General features: G+C 37.3%; 14 protein-coding genes. 7 read left to right on the forward strand and 7 right to left on the reverse strand.

Going from position 1 to position 16,847, the window contains the following annotated elements:
• Positions 1–23: 23 nt before the first annotated feature.
• The 6 genes from V7K42_RS28680 to V7K42_RS28705 all read right to left on the reverse strand — a co-directional run bounded on the left by V7K42_RS28680 (position 24) and on the right by V7K42_RS28705 (position 7,890).
• On the reverse strand, positions 24–1,253 hold the full coding sequence (locus V7K42_RS28680; RefSeq protein WP_334921097.1) for an O-antigen ligase family protein: 1,230 nt from the start codon (positions 1,251–1,253) through the stop codon (positions 24–26).
• Positions 1,254–1,277: 24 nt separating this feature from the next.
• Positions 1,278–2,204 (reverse strand): glycosyltransferase family 2 protein, encoded by a 927-nt coding sequence (locus V7K42_RS28685; RefSeq protein WP_334921098.1) that lies wholly within the window; start codon positions 2,202–2,204, stop codon positions 1,278–1,280.
• 54 nt (positions 2,205–2,258) lie between these two features.
• Positions 2,259–3,581 (reverse strand): flippase, encoded by a 1,323-nt coding sequence (locus tag V7K42_RS28690; RefSeq protein WP_334921100.1) that lies wholly within the window; start codon positions 3,579–3,581, stop codon positions 2,259–2,261.
• 92 nt (positions 3,582–3,673) lie between these two features.
• Complete coding sequence (locus V7K42_RS28695; protein ID WP_334921102.1) at positions 3,674–4,627, reverse strand: glycosyltransferase family 2 protein; 954 nt, start codon at positions 4,625–4,627, stop codon at positions 3,674–3,676.
• A gap of 51 nt (positions 4,628–4,678) precedes the next feature.
• Positions 4,679–5,620, reverse strand: coding sequence for a hypothetical protein (locus tag V7K42_RS28700; RefSeq protein ID WP_334921104.1), 942 nt, complete (start codon positions 5,618–5,620; stop codon positions 4,679–4,681).
• A gap of 65 nt (positions 5,621–5,685) precedes the next feature.
• On the reverse strand, positions 5,686–7,890 hold the full coding sequence (locus V7K42_RS28705; RefSeq protein ID WP_334921106.1) for a GumC family protein: 2,205 nt from the start codon (positions 7,888–7,890) through the stop codon (positions 5,686–5,688).
• A 1,520-nt stretch (positions 7,891–9,410) separates the two neighbouring features.
• On the opposite strand from V7K42_RS28705, the gene V7K42_RS28710 reads away from it, so the two are divergent.
• The 6 genes from V7K42_RS28710 (at position 9,411) to V7K42_RS28735 (ending at position 12,859) form a co-directional block, all read left to right on the forward strand.
• Positions 9,411–9,827 carry a hypothetical protein gene (locus tag V7K42_RS28710; protein ID WP_334921108.1) on the forward strand — a complete coding sequence of 139 codons (417 nt, stop codon included), beginning with the start codon at positions 9,411–9,413 and terminating at the stop codon, positions 9,825–9,827.
• 86 nt (positions 9,828–9,913) lie between these two features.
• A complete protein-coding gene (locus V7K42_RS28715) occupies positions 9,914–10,246 on the forward strand; it encodes a riboflavin-specific deaminase (protein ID WP_334921110.1) in 333 nt (110 codons plus the stop codon).
• A 115-nt stretch (positions 10,247–10,361) separates the two neighbouring features.
• The gene (locus V7K42_RS28720; protein ID WP_334921112.1) at positions 10,362–10,502 is read left to right on the forward strand and encodes a hypothetical protein; all 141 of its coding nucleotides are present in this window, start codon (positions 10,362–10,364) and stop codon (positions 10,500–10,502) included.
• A gap of 31 nt (positions 10,503–10,533) precedes the next feature.
• Positions 10,534–10,620, forward strand: coding sequence for a hypothetical protein (locus V7K42_RS28725; protein WP_334921122.1), 87 nt, complete (start codon positions 10,534–10,536; stop codon positions 10,618–10,620).
• 628 nt (positions 10,621–11,248) lie between these two features.
• Positions 11,249–12,268 carry an RNA polymerase sigma factor, RpoD/SigA family gene (locus V7K42_RS28730; RefSeq protein WP_334921113.1) on the forward strand — a complete coding sequence of 340 codons (1,020 nt, stop codon included), beginning with the start codon at positions 11,249–11,251 and terminating at the stop codon, positions 12,266–12,268.
• A gap of 96 nt (positions 12,269–12,364) precedes the next feature.
• Positions 12,365–12,859: an ureidoglycolate lyase gene (locus V7K42_RS28735; protein ID WP_334921115.1), complete on the forward strand. Its 495-nt coding sequence runs from the start codon at positions 12,365–12,367 to the stop codon at positions 12,857–12,859.
• 313 nt (positions 12,860–13,172) lie between these two features.
• Here the strand turns inward: V7K42_RS28735 and alaS are convergent, their stop codons facing one another.
• Entirely contained in the window at positions 13,173–15,815 is a 2,643-nt protein-coding gene (gene alaS / locus V7K42_RS28740) for an alanine--tRNA ligase (RefSeq protein WP_334921117.1), read from the reverse strand.
• Between the two features lie 245 nt (positions 15,816–16,060).
• On the opposite strand from alaS, the gene V7K42_RS28745 reads away from it, so the two are divergent.
• Positions 16,061–16,261: a heavy-metal-associated domain-containing protein gene (locus tag V7K42_RS28745; RefSeq protein ID WP_094327324.1), complete on the forward strand. Its 201-nt coding sequence runs from the start codon at positions 16,061–16,063 to the stop codon at positions 16,259–16,261.
• The last annotated feature ends 586 nt before the right edge of the window (positions 16,262–16,847 follow it).

The raw sequence follows: 16,847 nt of genomic DNA on the forward strand, positions 1-16,847 counted from the left end.
ATGGAAGTATGTAAACTATTGACTTATTTATATATTGGTGTACGCTGAAAACTAAGAGTCAGAGATAAAGAAGTTGTGACATACATTAACCAATTCCAACTGGGAGTTAATAATCTTGCTTCTGAAAAATTCACGATGACGATGATAACTAGCATCTGCATTGGCCAATAATCTTCAGGTTTTTCTGCCACCGAAACAATTCGAGTCAGTGCCATTACAAAGAACCGGATAAATCCTGCTGCAAAAGTCAAGAAACCCAAAAATCCTAATTCTAACAATAGTTCTAAAAAACCATTGTGAGCATTACTTGCCCAATCATAAGTGGCTCTCAGATTAGATGCAGCATTACTAGTCCAAAATCCAGAAAATCCATAACCTAACCAAGGTCTTTCCAAAACCTTAGATATCACTAGTTCCCAGAGATCAGAGCGTCCATTGAAGGTAAGGTCTTTACCAGAAGTACCAACTACAGTTTCGGCATTATTGATCAGTAATATTGAAAAAATAATGAGTAGCATTAGAGCTGAAGTAATCATAATAACTTGTAATTTATAATTAGTTTTTTGAAAGGATCGATAAAAAGGCAAAAGTAATATCATTGTAAATAGGATCGCCAAAGATGTTGTTGAACGTGTGAGGATAATTAAACATATAGATAACCCACATAGTGCCCACATTAACCAGCGATATCGATAACTACTAAGGGCAAGATGTAAAAAAACTCCTGCACTCCAGTTCATCATGTAACCTAATTCATTTTTATGACCATAAATTCCGCTCCACATATCTACTAATTCCGGGGATTTGTGAATATAACCTGGTATGAATGCAGAGAATATCATAGACAATAATGCAGCTGCACCAAGCGCCCAAGCTATTAGCCTCATTTGTTCTCTAAGGGGATAACGTACTGCTAAATAGATTGCAAGAAAATATATTCGAATTAGACCTTTTATATCTTTTAGAGTAGAACTTAGGTCTTCTGACCACAATATCGAAAATATAACTATTGCTAGTAAAAAAAACTGTAATGGACTTCTTGTAATTACATAAATAAAACCTTTCCAGTACGAAATTAGAAAATAAAATAATATTAAATATGAAATTATATTGAATAAAGTATCTACCTTATCGCCTCCAAGGGTAGACATAGAAACTTCTTGTGCAGGGTGTATTGTTAATACCCCTGCTGCGATGAGTAGTAGTAAGATAGTTAATATTTTTTCTGTTAACTTTACGTTCATTGTTGACATTTAATTAATTAACTAAAGATATCACTATTTTTTTATCGTTGAATAATTCAATCTTTTCTTCACTTCCTCTTTAAAAATGTTCAATATAGTTGCTTTATATACTGTTTTTTGAGTAAAATTATCTGCCTCTACATTTCTCACAATATACGGTGGATGTTTTAAAGAAAATTCCATTGCTTGCATCGACATATTGATGAACGAAAATTCCTGGTTGGAAGTGAAGTGAGTCGCGTCCGCACCAACGCCAACATTAGAAATCAAATTTACATTGGGAATAATGCTTAAGCTACCCTGTATCCAGCAGGCAAATGTCCATTGGTAATCCCAGGTTATACCTGTAGGATTGTTATAAACAGACTGAAATATTCGTCGCCAATAACTTACTGCTTTCGGATCGAGAAGAATGTCATGTAAGAGGTTTTCTGATTGCACTTCTTGCCAGAGTTTGATAGTCAGATCATAATGCTGCCAAGCACGTCTCCAACTTGCCCAACCCCAGCAGTGGTTATAGCGAGAAAAATAGTAACTGTAATTGGTGCGTTTTCGTCCAAATTGAAGATTTTGAGCAGAGATTGTGGCAATTCTGGTATCGTCTCTATATTTTTCTAGTAGTTCTTCGCTAAATCGGAAAAATGTCGGATGAGGGATACAGTCATCTTCTAAAATAATTGTCTCTTCAACATTATTAAATACCCAATCTAAGCCACTAGATACTCGTTTTGCACAACCTAAGTTAATATCAGAATAATTCTTAATAACCTCGCATTCCCAATCAACTCTTTCAATAATTGCGCGAGTTGCTTCACACTTTTCTGCCTCATCATCGCGATCGGTGCGGGGCCCATCTGCAATTACAAAAAGTTTTGTTGGTTTGGCTTGGCGAATAGCTTCAAAAACTTTCTCTGTTGTTTGTGGGCGCTTGAAAATAATAAAAGTTACTGGTGTTTCCATTTTGGATTAATTTTGCTCAATAGACTTGATACTGCAAAAGTTAGATAATAACGATCAATAATTATAAAAAGGAAGAAGCGATCGCACCTGAATCTTAAAAATCTTTTGTGTTCTTGAATCAAATGCGTTGCATATAAAAGTAGCAGCAGCCTGTGAAATTATTGTTGCACTCGCAGCCCCAAGTCCACCATATTTAGGAATAAGGAATAAATTGAGAATAATGTTTAGTATGGCCCCAAATAAAGTTTTACCTAAAGAAACATGGTTCAAACCCTCAGCAATAAACCAAGGTGATGTGGCAAGACCCATAAATACAAACAAAGAAGTCCAAATATGAACTGATAATATTGGTCCCGCTTCCGCATATCCACTTCCAAACATCACTATAATTATCTTTTCGGATAGAAATGTCATTGGCAGAGCAATTCCTAAAGATATACATGTCATTAGACTGAGTAATTGTCCTATTCGCTTATAATAAAGACTTTCTGATTTTTCCTTAGCTGCATAAATTGAAGGAGCAACAGAAGAAACAATAGCCCCCGGAATGAAATACCAAATTTCAGATACACGGACAGCAGCAGAATAAATTCCAACCTCGCTATTTCCGATCATTTGACCTAACATCACCTGATCGATTCTCATAAAAATCATGATAGCGAACCCCGAAAAAATTAGAGGTAAACTCTCTTTCAGAAGGGTTTTTGCAGCAGACAAACTCCAACGCCATAACCACAAGGAATACCCTTTAGCTTGGTAAACAATCAGTAAGCCAATTGCACTCATTGCAAATTCTGCTAATGTTACCCAAGCAAAAGCTAACAATGATGCTTTTGTTAAAATTAGTACGATTTTAATAACAGTATTTAGCAGAAATGCTATGTTTCTAGCGATCACACTGTATTTTGACTGCACCTGTGATTGAAACCACAAATCAATGGTATCAGTCGCCCTGAAAATTCCTGCCATTCCTAAAATTGCAACTAGCGATATTTTCAGTGTTTCATGTTCACCCAAGAAAAACATAGTGCTAACTGCCAATAAGACAGAAGCAATTCCACCAAGCAATTTTAGCCAAAAAGTTGTTCCTAAAATTTCCTCTCTATTTGATGATTGACGGATAATATGGCGAATTACTACATCATCCAACCCCAGAGTGAAAATTGGGCTAAATAAGCTAACAAAAGCTAAAGAATAGTTAAAAAGACCATACTGCTGTACTCCTAAGTAGCGTGCTACCCATACTCCTACAACCAAGCTTGCACCCATACGGAGAATACGGTCAGCAAACAACCAACCTGTATTGGCAATAATTGCACGCAGCCCAGAACGAGATGTAAATTTTGATAAACTGGGAATTTTTAATTTACTTAGCATTATCTTGAGGAGTTAATTTTGTGACATTTTCTCGTGTACTATCTTTGTTTTTTAAGGTGAAATATTATGTTAATTTATCTAGGCTTTATTTATTACAACATTTTGAATTTACCAGCCATTAGAGTTTTCAAAAAATAGCTAAATAATAAAATTATGCCCTTCGTTTTCCAAAATAAATTATGCTCAAACAAAAATATTATTTTCATGTATGAAATAAAATCTTCATATTTTGGACATGGTATTGTTTTTAACTCATTGAGAGAGGTAAAAGCCAATAATAACGGTAAACTTAAATTATTTTTTTGCAAAATGTAATTAAATAGAGAATTACGTTTCCAGAATCTCTTATATTCATAGTTATTATCTATATCTAAGAATTTCTTGTTATAATACTGGTTATTTTGATGTATTCTATACATCACTAAAGGTTTAGACATGTAAAACTTTTTAGCCCCTACCAAAGAAGCCCCCCATATCAGACAGTCATCAGCCCTTACACGCCAATCTTCTATATTGGGAATAGGTAAAAACTTTCTAATTATTTCTCTACGTATTGATAATGTTGAAGTTATGGAGCCGATCCATTCACCACTATATAAAGTTCTGATGACTGAATAACCTAAATCCAAATCAACGGTATTAACTTGAAATGTTTCTTCCACTGCCCCAAATTTCTTATAAGCACAAAATATAAAATCACATTCATTACGTCTCTTATAAAAATTTAGGGTGGTTTCTAAATATTGAGGTTCATAAAGATCATCGGCATCTAGAAAAAATATAATGTCCCCAGTCGCAGCTAAAAACCCTTCATTAAAGGATGATAATTGCCCTTGATTTTTTTCTTTTAAAATAGATTTAACATTAGCTAATTGAGTAAATTTAGTGATGACTTCCACAGAATTATCTGTGGAAGCGTCATCAACGATAATAATTTCATCAAATTTGATAGTTTGATTTAAAGCGCTATCAATAGCCTCTGAGAGAAACTCAGCGTAATTATAATTATTAATTAAACAAGATGTTTTTATTTTATTTATACCCATACAAAAATGTATCTCCAATAGAAAAATAAAATGTAGTTCTCCAATTGACAACTACCAATAGGCTGGATATTTTGAAGGATTTGTTGGTATATCGTCAGGTCTACATCTCACCCAGTATTCATTATAAAGAGACTGAAAAAATGGAATCTTATCCCAACGATTGCCTTTAATTCCAAAAAGAATTTGAGTTGCTCCTCCAAGATGTATAGCCTGTTTCCCTAGAGATTTAACGTAAGCAGCTAATGGAAGTCCATAAGCACCGCATCCTATAATAGCTATGTCAAAATCTTGATCTTTGATGTTGTTACACATCCAATCATAAGCATCAAACCAAGTATTAAACTGAGTTTGAGTTCCAGCCAGAGACTGAACTGCTTTGAAGGTAATTAACTCAAATTCAGGTAGAATATTTGGATTTTTGAAAAGTAACTTTCTATAATTTTTATATTGTGATAGGATAGTTTCTGCAAAAGGATGAATGACTAAAACTTTTTTACCTTCAAGACTCTGGCTCCAAGGGTTGTTGTGATAATAAGGCTCAAGTGTATTTAATTCAACAAAAGAAGCTTGTGGACAAGAATTTCTGATGATTTCTGGCTCTCCAATTTGAAACCATACTCCCAAAGCATCTATAGATTTCGACGATTCTAGAAAAAGTTGGCTAAATTGATTTAGATGTTTTTCATCTACTGGGAAAAACCCAGAGTCGTTAGACATCGATTCAAATATAGATCCCTTGTAACCTCCTTTTAGGTATTCATGTACACAATAAGCTTCTGTGCTACCAAAGCGACTAATCATAAAAGGTTTACTATCTGTAATTAGATTGGTAAGTAATTCATTAGTTTCTTGAGTAGATAAAATTTGCTTATATATATCATAATTTTTTACATGATTTTTGATAATTATTGTCTTTGTATAAACAGAGCCTTTCCATTTAGCTAATGGAGTATTTGATTTTAGGAATTGCTTGAGATTTTTGCTTAATGTCATTAATTTAATCCTCTAGTCAAAAACTTTGGTTTAGATTTTTGTAGTAAGGCTCTACATACGAAAATTTAACGCTCTTTGGTAAATTTGGTTAAACTGCTAGATACTAAATCTTGTTCAATTTGTCGTTTTTTGCTTTCAGGTAAATAATTATTAGACTCGTTTTTTATATTCACACCATTAATGACTATCCCTAACACCTTCTGACCTGACTGATTTAAAAACTCTTTAGCTGCATTAGCACTGTTCAAGTCAACTACCCCAGGACGAACGACTAATAGAATACCGTCAGTCAGGGTGCTTAAAACAGCAGCATCTGCTATTCCTGAGAGAGGTGGCGTATCAAAAATAACGAGATCGTAATCTCTACCAAAGTTACTTATCAGTGTTGCCATTCGTTGAGAATCTAGCAGCGCTACCGGATTGGGAGGCAAAACTCCAGAAGTAAGAACCTCTAGATTAGGCATAACTTCTTGAACAACTGCATCTAAAGAAACTTGACCTACAATGACATTACTTAGTCCAACTGTATTGTTTAGCCCCCAGATATGATGCTGTATGGGATGACGCATATCTGCATCCACCAACAATACTCGACGGCCTGCTTGAGCCATAGTCACAGCTAAATTTGCAGACACGTCAGACTTTCCTTCTTTGGCAACGGAACTTGTGATTACAATGCTTTTTAGCGGTTTATCAGAACAGAGAAACTTCAAGTTTACTTGGAGTATTTGATATGCGTTACCAAGAGGGAAATAAGGAATATCTCTACCAATAATTTTAGGGATAGGTCTATCAATTCCTCCTATAGAAGAATGAGTTTTACCATTTTTGCCTTGTGCTGGAATTACTCCTAAAACAGTGTATTTCAAGACTTCTTTAGCTTCTTTAACTGTCTTCACTGAGCGGTCTATCAAGTCTAAACTAAAGGCGACAATGACACCTAAGAAAAGACCAACCGCTCCTCCACCAACAATAAATAGCGTTTTGCGAGGCCCTTCTGCTTTTTCAGGGACTAAAGCTAAGGAAATTACACGAGCATTAGGAATCTTTTGGTTCTCTGCAATATCAATTTCTTGGCGTTTCTTTAATAGTGTTTCGTAAGTTGTTTGAGCCGCTTGTAGTTTTCGTTCTAACTCTCGTTGCTTCTGTTCTAGCTTTGGCAAATTATTTGCTCGTTTGATGTAAGCAGCTTGCTGTTGGGAAAGTGTGTCAATTTGTCTTTTTAGACCGATACGATCTGCCTGAGCACGAGTAATATCTGCAATTAAGCTTTGGCGCAGTTGTCCAACCTGTAAACTTCCCTGTGTTACCTGTGCTGTACCAGCGACTTGTCCTGTCCGCTGTTTTAACAAGCTCTGAAGAGCTACAACTTTTGCTTGTAAGTCAATAATTGTAGGGTGTTCAGGTGAAAAACGGGTACGTTCTACTGCCAGCTTACTTTCTGTTTCTTGGAGTTGGGTAAGCACTGTTTGAACTCCAGGTGCTTGACTCAATTCAGATGCGATTACACCCTGTTGTGGATTTACCTGAGCTTCCTTGCTTAACTGTTCTAAACGACCTGTGACATTATTTAGTTGAGCTTGAGCTTCAGAAAGTTGGTTTCCTAACTTAGAAATCGTATCGACTGCTGCGGTTGCTTCTTGTTCCAGAACAACAATTTTATTCTGTTCTTTAAATACCCGCAGTTTTGATTCAGCTCTTGTAACAATGTCCTCAGCTTTGGGTACTTCCGTTACAAGAACCTCTTTGGCTGTTCGTGCTTCCTCCTGATTAGCCTTGATATTTAGGTCAATATAACTTTTGATAACTTCATTTACAATTTTGGCAGCCAGTCCAGGATCGTTACCTTTATAAGAAACTTGTACAACATCGGTGCCTTTGATCCCTTCTATTTTTAGTTGCGTTGCCAAGTCAGGAATCGACAGTAATTTGCCTTTACTATCTTTGAGTTGAAGTGAATTAATTGTTTTGCCAATCACTGGATTTGAGCCAATAACTCTCACCTGAGTTTCCAAGGGATTGTCGTTTAAGTTCAAAGCTTCCAATCTTCCTATATCTTCTGATACCCCTGTGAGTGAGGAAGAACGATTTGTTTTAATCATCAAACTCCCTTCTGCCTTGTATGAGGGTTTCAGTGAAAACGCATACAAGCATCCAAGGGTAATAGCTATGCTAAAAATTCCAACTAGAGGTAGCCAACGCCGTTGAATAACTTCTAAGTATTTCTGAATATTTACTTCTTCAAACTGTGGTAAAGATTCCATCGCCATAATAAGAAAAATTTAAAACTCAAAGACTATTTGCCGTAGATTTTCTTAGTAATATTTGCGTTGGTTATGAGTTAACGCTTTGTACTTTAGTTTGCTTAAGAGTTGAAGTAACCTAACAGATACTTTGAATTCATACTAACTGATTTCCAATGATAGATGGAACATAAACAGTACGTAATTTAAATATTTGCATTCCAAATCTATTCTTGCTAACTAAAATAAAACCTCATTAATGGCAAGATAAAGCGATTTTAGAAAAGTCAAAATTCTATCAAAGCCAGACTCAAAGAGACTCAACCTTTTTTTTAGTTTTAATGAAACTATTGTAGTATTAATTTATCAAAGTTTGCTAATGCATACTCTGATAGCTACATATAGAATCTTGACGATTTTATTAACTGATTTTAAATTGTTTCAAACCCAAAGCATTACCAAACATCTTAACTCACAGAATATATTCGACTAAACTGCATCAAACATATTTTCTGTATATATTACCCACCTTCACAGGGTTTTATATCTTGCTGAGAGAAACAACAGGATAACTCATATTTTTAGTACTTTATTAGCACTCCTTTTTTTGTTAATTCAGTTTTACGTTAATGCTGATGTAATTATTGATTAGTAATCCAACATTCAATATCATATTATGTAAGAACACTTAATTGGAGAACTTTACAAAAAATTCATATAATATACCAGTATATTAGCTGCCGATTCGCCAATTTTGAAAAGATAAGAGTAATTAATACCTTAATGGTAAGAGATATAGCAATTTTGCCAGCCCCAAGTAATGTAAGCACTTCAGAGATAGACTCTGTGTAGGGAGAAGAGATAATTGGAAAGATTGTATGGATATTTACGTAAGCTTATTAGAAGCTTTCAGCAACAACTAATTCTTACTCTGAAATAATACTGAATAATGCCAAATTTGGAGAATTATATGGAACTGACAATACTTAAATTACATAATCCGAGTATCTAAATTGTAATAACTCGTACTCAGTTTAATTTGCCTAGACTGGTGAAAGGTTTGTTGGTGTGCCTTGAGATGTGAAAATTACAACACAGTTCCCGTCCTTGGGTTTATATCCCAGTATTTTAGGTTCAACTGTAAACTTACAATCATCTTGTAAGATGTATTCTGCAATAGACGCAAAATACATCTTACAAGATTTGGCTAAACAATATTGATGTTGTGTTATCTGTGTAACCGTATGGTAACACGTAGAAAAGATAAACGGCTAGTAGTACGGGTAACAAAATATGAATTAGCACAGTTACGAAGGGAGGCAGATAACAGGGGAGTGTCAAATTTGGATGTGTTAGAGGGTGGATTCCTCAACGATCTCCTCCTACACAAAAATCTACCTCTGATTAGACTTCACTAGATTTTTAATGAAGTTTAGCTATACTTCTTAGTACCTGTGTTAGTCTGAAGTACTAAAACTAGACTGCTATTGTTTGGTGTCTGTATTTAGCAAATTGTAATTATTAAACTGACATTAAGAGATTGAATTATGAAATCCTCTTTTATCTCTTTAGTGGTTGTGATTGGTATACTTGTTCTTCCTCAGAGTGTCTATGCTAACCAAGATAATGTTCCGATCGCAACAGGCGATGCTCTGAAGGAGCAATTTCACGATCGCAATCAGGCTGGAGTTTTATTGACACAACCAGCGACGATTACCACTACATGGAGTAATTTTACGGGACAGACTAATAATCCGAAACAAACTGCTGAATCAATTTCGCTAGTGCAGGAACGAGGATGCCAAAATATTAACCCCCTTGAATTCATCAATAACCCTGGTGCTTTCTTTAAGGAATGTCAAAAACCAACAAATATCCAAAGCTCTCAAAGTACTGAGCCAATTGAGTATTTTAAGGTTCCTAAGCTCGATTCTGGTATTAGTGTAACAGTTACTAAATTTTGATATAGGGATTTTTTTACTAAAGATAGCTAATTTTTGGTAGTGGAATTTATCTAGATAATTTACGCTAAAACATGGAGCAAATGTTTATGCTGGCTGCTTTAGCTCAAAGCAGAAAAGCTTTGCCGGAATATTTGCCTAATCCAGCAGTAGGCTGTGTAATCGTAGATACCCAAAAGATAGTAGCTCAAGGATACACGCAAGTACCAGGAAAACATCATGCTGAGGCTGACGCACTTAAACAGATTCAAGGTAAAGCTTTCAACTTCTTGAAAATGGATGTAACTCTTGAACCGTGTTCTTTTTATGGACGCACACCTGCATGTGCTTTAGCGATCGCACAGGATTGTCGTATATATGAAATATATGTATCTCTAGTCGATCCACAACCCCGCAATAATGGTAAATACAGAATTGTATGATTATGTCAATCTAGAGTGGAAATCAGGAAGTGACGAAGCTTCAAGATGTCTTCTAGCTAAGAGTCTCAGATAATTTCCGACTGATTGCAGAAGTGGGGAATTTTATTGTTTAAGTATGCTACATAAGAATCAACTACCCACCTTTAAACGTAAATCTTTTCGCTTCAATAAGATATTAGTAGCGATCGCCGGTCTTCATGTCTTGCCAAGTACTATCCTTGGTGCTAATGTGACCACTGTTACTACTTTTTTCTAAAAATGTCTCCAAAAGCAATTAGATTGATAGTATGGCATTCAATACAGATATCTGCGTTCAGTATGACATAAGTGCAATTGTCAAACATACCTGCGTCTTCGTCATTCTAAATCCTTAACTACAAGTATTTAGCTGGACTTAGCAAGAAAGCTGTTCTTGAGCAGGAGAGTACTTTTGTTAATATTTAGCGATCGCCTCTTATGTATCCAGCTTGAGATGATTTAATTATCTAGCAACAAATAAAAGTAAAAAATGAATATTTTATATGTAATTAATTCCACTTAATTACAATTACATAGAAGTATAATCAACCTGTTAAAAAATTAAAAGCTCCGTTCTTTAATAATTCGGAGTTATGTTGAGATTTGCTGTTATTAAATTCTCTTTTGGGAATGAAATTGTTGCTTAATCAAGTTTTCATTTTTCCCATCAACTACATTGAAGAATTAAACTACATATAATTGTGTTTGAAAATATGCAATTCTCCATAAGAAACAAGTGTAATTATTTCAAAAGATATAGTGATAATACTTTAGGGTAATTGATTTGTGACTGATGATAATGTTAGTATTATGAGGTGGGTTGATTTTGGGTTTATTATCTCCAACAATTAACTTGTAATGTATCATAGACCAAAATTCATCAGTATTGCCAATTAATATGATTAGCAGTGTGGAATGGCTATGGGTCTGAATATATAGACTTGATACCAATAAATTGAAGAGGTTACAGAGGAGCAAATAACCATGAGTAACTTAACATCTCCACCTACCGAAGTTCAAAAAACGAAGAAAAAAAGTTTAGCAGCAGATAAAAAACCTCGAGCTACAGATGATATTGTGCGTAGTTATCTGCAAGAGATCGGGCGTGTAGATTTGTTGACTCGCGAACAAGAGGTTATTTTTGCCCAACAAGTGCAGCTGATGATGAATTTATTAGCTGCTAAGGAAGAATTGGCTGTGAAATTAGACCACGAACCCACGCTAGAAGAATGGGCAGATCGGGTGGAGTTAGATATTGAGGTACTAGAGCAACAGTTAAGTCAAGGACACCAAGCCAAGAAAAAAATGATTCAGGCTAATCTCCGGTTGGTGGTAGCAGTGGCGAAGAAATACCAGCACCGCAATCTGGAATTTATGGATCTAATTCAAGAAGGGACTTTGGGTTTAGAAAGAGGAGTGGATAAATTTGATCCTGCTCTTGGCTATAAGTTTTCTACCTACGCTTACTGGTGGATTCGTCAAGGAATCACACGAGCGATCGCTCAACAAGGACGGACAATTCGCTTACCGATCCACGTTTTTGAGAAACTAAACAAAATTAAACGGGTACAGCGAGAATTATCTCAACAGCTAGGTCGCGTTCCCACAACTGCTGAAATTGCGAATGCATTATCTTTGACACCTAGCCAAGTTAGAGAGTGTTTGTACTTGGCTCGTCAACCTTTCTCGCTAGAAGCGCGAGTTGGCGAACAACAAGATACAGAATTACAGGACATACTGGAAGATGATGGCCCTTCTCCTGAAGACTATGCTGTTGAAGAATCTCTCCACCAAGATTTACATGACTTGTTGGCAAAGTTGTCTCCGCAACAGCGAGAAATATTAACTCTGCGTTTTGGTCTGACTGATGGCTACGAACTTTCTCTAGCACAAATTGGCGATCGCATGGGTATTAGTCGAGAACGGGTACGTCAGATTGAGCAAAAAGCTCTTAGTCTCCTGCGACGACAAAAGGAACAAGTAAGGAGTTATCTAGCTAGTTAAGGTTATTTTTTCCCAATTCACCATAATGGCTGTATGTATAAAATTCGGTCATTTTGGGGGAAAATAAACCTAAGTAATCTCTATCAAAGATTTGATATGGGCACATCAAAGATAGTGCAACAATTGCAAGCGCAATGGGTAAATTCTGAAAATTTTCAGCGTTTTGGACAGGTAATTTTTACAAGTGTTGATGGCAAAGGTTACGATGTGGAAGATGCCCAGTTAAACCTGCAAAATGGGATTCCACGATTTTATATTATGCGGTTGGAGAAAAGAGGGCGAAAGTTTCATAAAATTACTCGCCATCAGCAATGCACTCAATGTTTAGGTTCTTTGGAAGGGAAGGATTGGTTAATTGCTGTTTGTCCTCCTTGTAATGATGTGAATGAACCAGCATTAGAAGAGATTGCTGCTTTTCGGATTCCGGGGAATTGTTTTATCAAGCTGCATGAGGGGACTTGGCACGCTGGTCCCCATTTTGACTATGAAGCTGTGGATTTTTATAATTTGGAATTAGCTGATACGAATGTGGTGGATCATTTTACTCATGATTTTTTTAAAAGTCATCAATTAGAGTTTGAGATGGTTTAAGGAAATCAATGAACCACAGAGGCGCAGAGAAGCCAGTGCGTTGCGGGGGTTCCCCCCGTTGTAGCACCTGGCGCAACACAGAGAGAAGAGAAATAGAGAGAATTTTTACGTCGTTTTGGAATGTTCAGGACTTACGCAGAAAGGCAGTGAAAGCCTTGATTTTTCGTAGGGGCAATTCATGAATTGCCCCTAATAGTCTGTCAAATTGATTTTGACGGTTAGAGAGACGCGATAAATCGCCGTCTCTATAGGGAATTTAATCCATCAATTATTTATTGATAGACTACTAGGACAGATGCTGTAACAAAGAGTTTTAACCCAATGCCGATTTTAAATCACTTTCCGCTTGTGCCAACGCATCTGGTAATTTACTCGCATCGCGTCCGCCAGCTTGGGCTAAGTTTGGTCTTCCGCCGCCACCACCACCGCAGATTTTAGCGATCGCACCAACAAATTTACCAGCTTGCAAACCTTTTTTGTTAACTTCTTGACTAAAAGCTGCAACTATGCTTACTTTGTCGGCTTCGGGAACAGAACCCAGTACTACTGCACCGTTACCGATTTTTTGAAGTAGGCGTTCGGCTGCGGTTTTCAATGATTCTGGATCGACATCTTCTAATTGGGCGACGATAATTTTATGATCGCCTACAGTTTCGGCTGTTTGCAGCAAGCTGTCAGATTTAGCGATCGCTAATTGTACCTTCAAGGTTTCCAATTCCTTTTGGCTAGTTCTGAGTTCGCTTTGCAGACTTGTAATTCTGTCTGGTAATTCTTCGGGTTTAACTTTAAAGCGATCGCTCAAATCTTTAACTACTTTATCCCGAAGATCGAGATAATCTAAGATTGCTGGCCCCGAAACAGCTTCAATGCGCCGCACCCCAGAAGCCACACCAGCTTCCGAGATAATTTTGAAAACGCCAATTTCAGCCGTGTTGCTCACATGAGTTCCACCGCACAGTTCCATTGATACGCTGGGGAAGTCAATTACCCGCACTTCATCGCCGTATTTTTCGCCGAACATGGCAACAGCACCCTTAGCTTTCGCCTCTGCTAAAGGTAATACTTCCACCTTTGCAGCGTGGGCTTCAGCAATCCAAGTGTTTACCTGTTCTTCAATTTGTTGCACTTCCTCTGCTGTTAACGCGCGGGGACAGTTGAAGTCAAAGCGCAACCTGTCAAAGGAAACCAAAGAACCTGCTTGAGATATGCCATCATCAACAATTTTTTTCAACGCCGCTTGTAACAGGTGCGTTGCTGTATGGTTTGCTTGGGCGCGACGGCGACAAGCCGGATCGATTTGGGCGGTGACGCGATCGCCTACGCGCAGTGTACCGCGTTCGATACGTCCAAAGTGAACAAAGAAATCAGATTCTTTTTTAACATCTTCAACGCGAACTACTATACCATCACCAGAGATATAACCGCGATCGCCGATTTGTCCCCCAGATTCAGCATAAAATGACGTTTTATCAAGAACAATTTGTACCTGTGTCCCTGCTTCTGCTTCCTCTTGAGAAACACCTTCTACCAAAATCGCTTCAACTTTCGCCGTCGCCGTCGGTAGAGTGTAGCCTAAGAATTCGGTGACTTGGATATGTTCTGCTAATTTATCGAGGGAACCTTGCACAGTTAAATCGATGGTTTCATGTGCTGCTTTGGCACGTTCCACCTGCTTTTGCATTTCGGCGTTGAATCCCGCTTCATCAACTGTAAGATTATTTTCCTCAGCAACTTCTTGAGTAAGTTCGAGGGGAAATCCGTAGGTGTCATAAAGGGTAAATGCACTTTCACCACTAATTTGAGTGTTTCCTCGCTGTTTCACCTCTTGGATAATTTCTTCTAGAAGTTTTTCGCCTCTATCTAGCGTTCTGAGGAAGTTGGATTCCTCCCGTTGCAACTCAGCTTTAATTGCTGCTTCTCGTTGGCGCACATTGGGGTAAGCTGATTCCGAAAGAGCGATCGCAGTTTCAGCAACTTGGGTAGTAAATTCGCCAGAAATTCCAATTAATCGCCCATGACGCACCACGCGCCGAATTAACCGCCGCAGCACATAACCCCTTCCCACGTTGGAAGCGCGAATTTCATCAGCAATCATGTGGACGACAGAACGAACGTGATCGCCAATGACTTTCAGAGAGACTTTGATTTTTTCATCGCTGCTGTGGTAGTCAATGCCAGCAATTTGAGCAGCTGTTTGAATAATTGGCAAAATCAGGTCAGTTTCATAGTTATTCGGCACTTTTTGGAGGATTTGCGCCATTCTCTCCAAACCCATACCGGTGTCAATGTTTTTGTTTTGCAGAGGCGTTAAATTGCCTGAAGCATCCCGGTTATATTGCATGAACACGAGGTTGTAAAACTCGATAAATCGGGAATCGTCTTCTAAATCTATATTTTCGTCACCGCGTTCTGGGTGGAAGTCGTAATATATTTCGGAACAAGGGCCACAAGGGCCAGTCGGGCCAGATACCCAAAAGTTATCGTCTTCACCCAAGCGTTTAATTCTTGCTATCGGCACACCAATTTGATCGCGCCAAATACCAAAAGCTTCATCATCATCTTTAAAAACACTGACAACCAGATTTTGGGGGGAAAAGCCAAAGACTTGTGTGGAGATTTCCCAACCCCAAGCGATCGCTTGTTCTTTAAAATAATCACCAAAGCTGAAATTACCCAGCATCTCAAAAAAGGTGTGATGCCGTTTGGTACGTCCAACATTTTCGATGTCATTAGTACGGATACACTTTTGCGAAGTCGTAGCCCGCTTAAATTCTGGTGTGCGCTGCCCCAAGAATATCGGCTTAAATGGTAGCATCCCCGCGATCGTTAGCAGCACAGTTGGGTCTTCTGGCACGAGAGAGGCACTTGGGAGGATTTGGTGACTCCGTTGGGCAAAGAAGTTGAGGAATATGTTGCGAATTTCGTTACCGCTTAGGTACTGGGGATTTGAAGACATAGGTATTTGTTAACTTTAGACTTGGGCGTAGCGGCACTAAGTAGGTGTATTTTCATCAATAGCTTTATATATTCTTGCATTTTGTTTCATATTACCGCCAGTAAATTGTGCAAGTCTGTGAGCTATATGCAGTGATGAGGATGCTTTTAGACCATTATCTGCCTCTGGCAGGATGTGTAACCGCCTTTCGATAGTTAGCATTAATTCTTAAGAAATACTTTAAAAACCCCGTACCACAGTAACAAATGGCACTAAAACTGAAAGTATCAAATATTGCTTGTGAGGGATGTGCAGAAACAATTACTGAATCCATCCACGTTATGGAACCTGAGTCCAAGGTGGATGTCGATGTTAAAGCTAAAACTGTCACGGTGGAATCCGCAGCTTCTGACGAGTCAATCAAACAGGTAATTGTTGCTGCTGGTTACACAGTTGAAGGTTACTGAGGCGATTTTAGCTTTTCGTAGAAATTGAGATTTTAAAATCTCAGGCTAGGCTAACAAAATTTTTTATATATTGATTCCGCCCTTTCTATAGACTGAATCAAACTAATTTACCCACATTAGGGGCAGGTTTTAACATCAAACTTTTTATTTAGCTTTTTTTTCTAGATTTATGATGTTGCAACCAATTAAACAAAAAATGCGAGTTAAGTAAACAAACCCAGATAAAGCGAGTAGGCAGAGACCTTTTATTTCTCCTACCAATACATTGTTAAACCAAGCTTTACACCCACTTCCAATGGGGAATTTTTACCCTATAAATTCGCTCTGCAATTGTAGAGTTTATTAGTGCCAGAAAGCTCCATATCCATATCAGCAGTGAGTTTCGCTGTCTATTTAGTTCTGTATTCTTTTTGCCATCCACTCTTACCTTAATACCTAATGAAAGCCTAGTTTATTAATAAAAAGGCGGAAGTCTCCTATGAGAAATAACATTTTTAATTCAATGATAAAATTTTGGTTTTGATCATTGAATTAAAAAACTTTATATCTTCTTAATTTTCTACCTAAAAAGAAATTTAGTTACCTA

The sequence above is a fragment of the Nostoc sp. genome (assembly GCF_036917455.1).
Taxonomy (GTDB): domain Bacteria; phylum Cyanobacteriota; class Cyanobacteriia; order Cyanobacteriales; family Nostocaceae; genus Nostoc.

What these genes read in the sequence shown, in the direction of transcription:
- V7K42_RS28730 (WP_334921113.1), top strand. Translation starts at nt 11,249, where the DNA reads ATGAGTAACTTAACATCTCCACCTACCGAAGTTCAAAAAACGAAGAAA.
- V7K42_RS28705 (WP_334921106.1), bottom strand. Translation starts at nt 7,890, where the DNA reads ATGGCGATGGAATCTTTACCACAGTTTGAAGAAGTAAATATTCAGAAA.
- V7K42_RS28680 (WP_334921097.1), bottom strand. Translation starts at nt 1,253, where the DNA reads ATGTCAACAATGAACGTAAAGTTAACAGAAAAAATATTAACTATCTTA.
- V7K42_RS28700 (WP_334921104.1), bottom strand. Translation starts at nt 5,620, where the DNA reads ATGACATTAAGCAAAAATCTCAAGCAATTCCTAAAATCAAATACTCCA.
- alaS (WP_334921117.1), bottom strand. Translation starts at nt 15,815, where the DNA reads ATGTCTTCAAATCCCCAGTACCTAAGCGGTAACGAAATTCGCAACATA.
- V7K42_RS28745 (WP_094327324.1), top strand. Translation starts at nt 16,061, where the DNA reads ATGGCACTAAAACTGAAAGTATCAAATATTGCTTGTGAGGGATGTGCA.
- V7K42_RS28715 (WP_334921110.1), top strand. Translation starts at nt 9,914, where the DNA reads ATGCTGGCTGCTTTAGCTCAAAGCAGAAAAGCTTTGCCGGAATATTTG.
- V7K42_RS28735 (WP_334921115.1), top strand. Translation starts at nt 12,365, where the DNA reads ATGGGCACATCAAAGATAGTGCAACAATTGCAAGCGCAATGGGTAAAT.
- V7K42_RS28710 (WP_334921108.1), top strand. Translation starts at nt 9,411, where the DNA reads ATGAAATCCTCTTTTATCTCTTTAGTGGTTGTGATTGGTATACTTGTT.
- V7K42_RS28685 (WP_334921098.1), bottom strand. Translation starts at nt 2,204, where the DNA reads ATGGAAACACCAGTAACTTTTATTATTTTCAAGCGCCCACAAACAACA.
- V7K42_RS28725 (WP_334921122.1), top strand. Translation starts at nt 10,534, where the DNA reads ATGGCATTCAATACAGATATCTGCGTTCAGTATGACATAAGTGCAATT.
- V7K42_RS28695 (WP_334921102.1), bottom strand. Translation starts at nt 4,627, where the DNA reads ATGGGTATAAATAAAATAAAAACATCTTGTTTAATTAATAATTATAAT.
- V7K42_RS28720 (WP_334921112.1), top strand. Translation starts at nt 10,362, where the DNA reads ATGCTACATAAGAATCAACTACCCACCTTTAAACGTAAATCTTTTCGC.
- V7K42_RS28690 (WP_334921100.1), bottom strand. Translation starts at nt 3,581, where the DNA reads ATGCTAAGTAAATTAAAAATTCCCAGTTTATCAAAATTTACATCTCGT.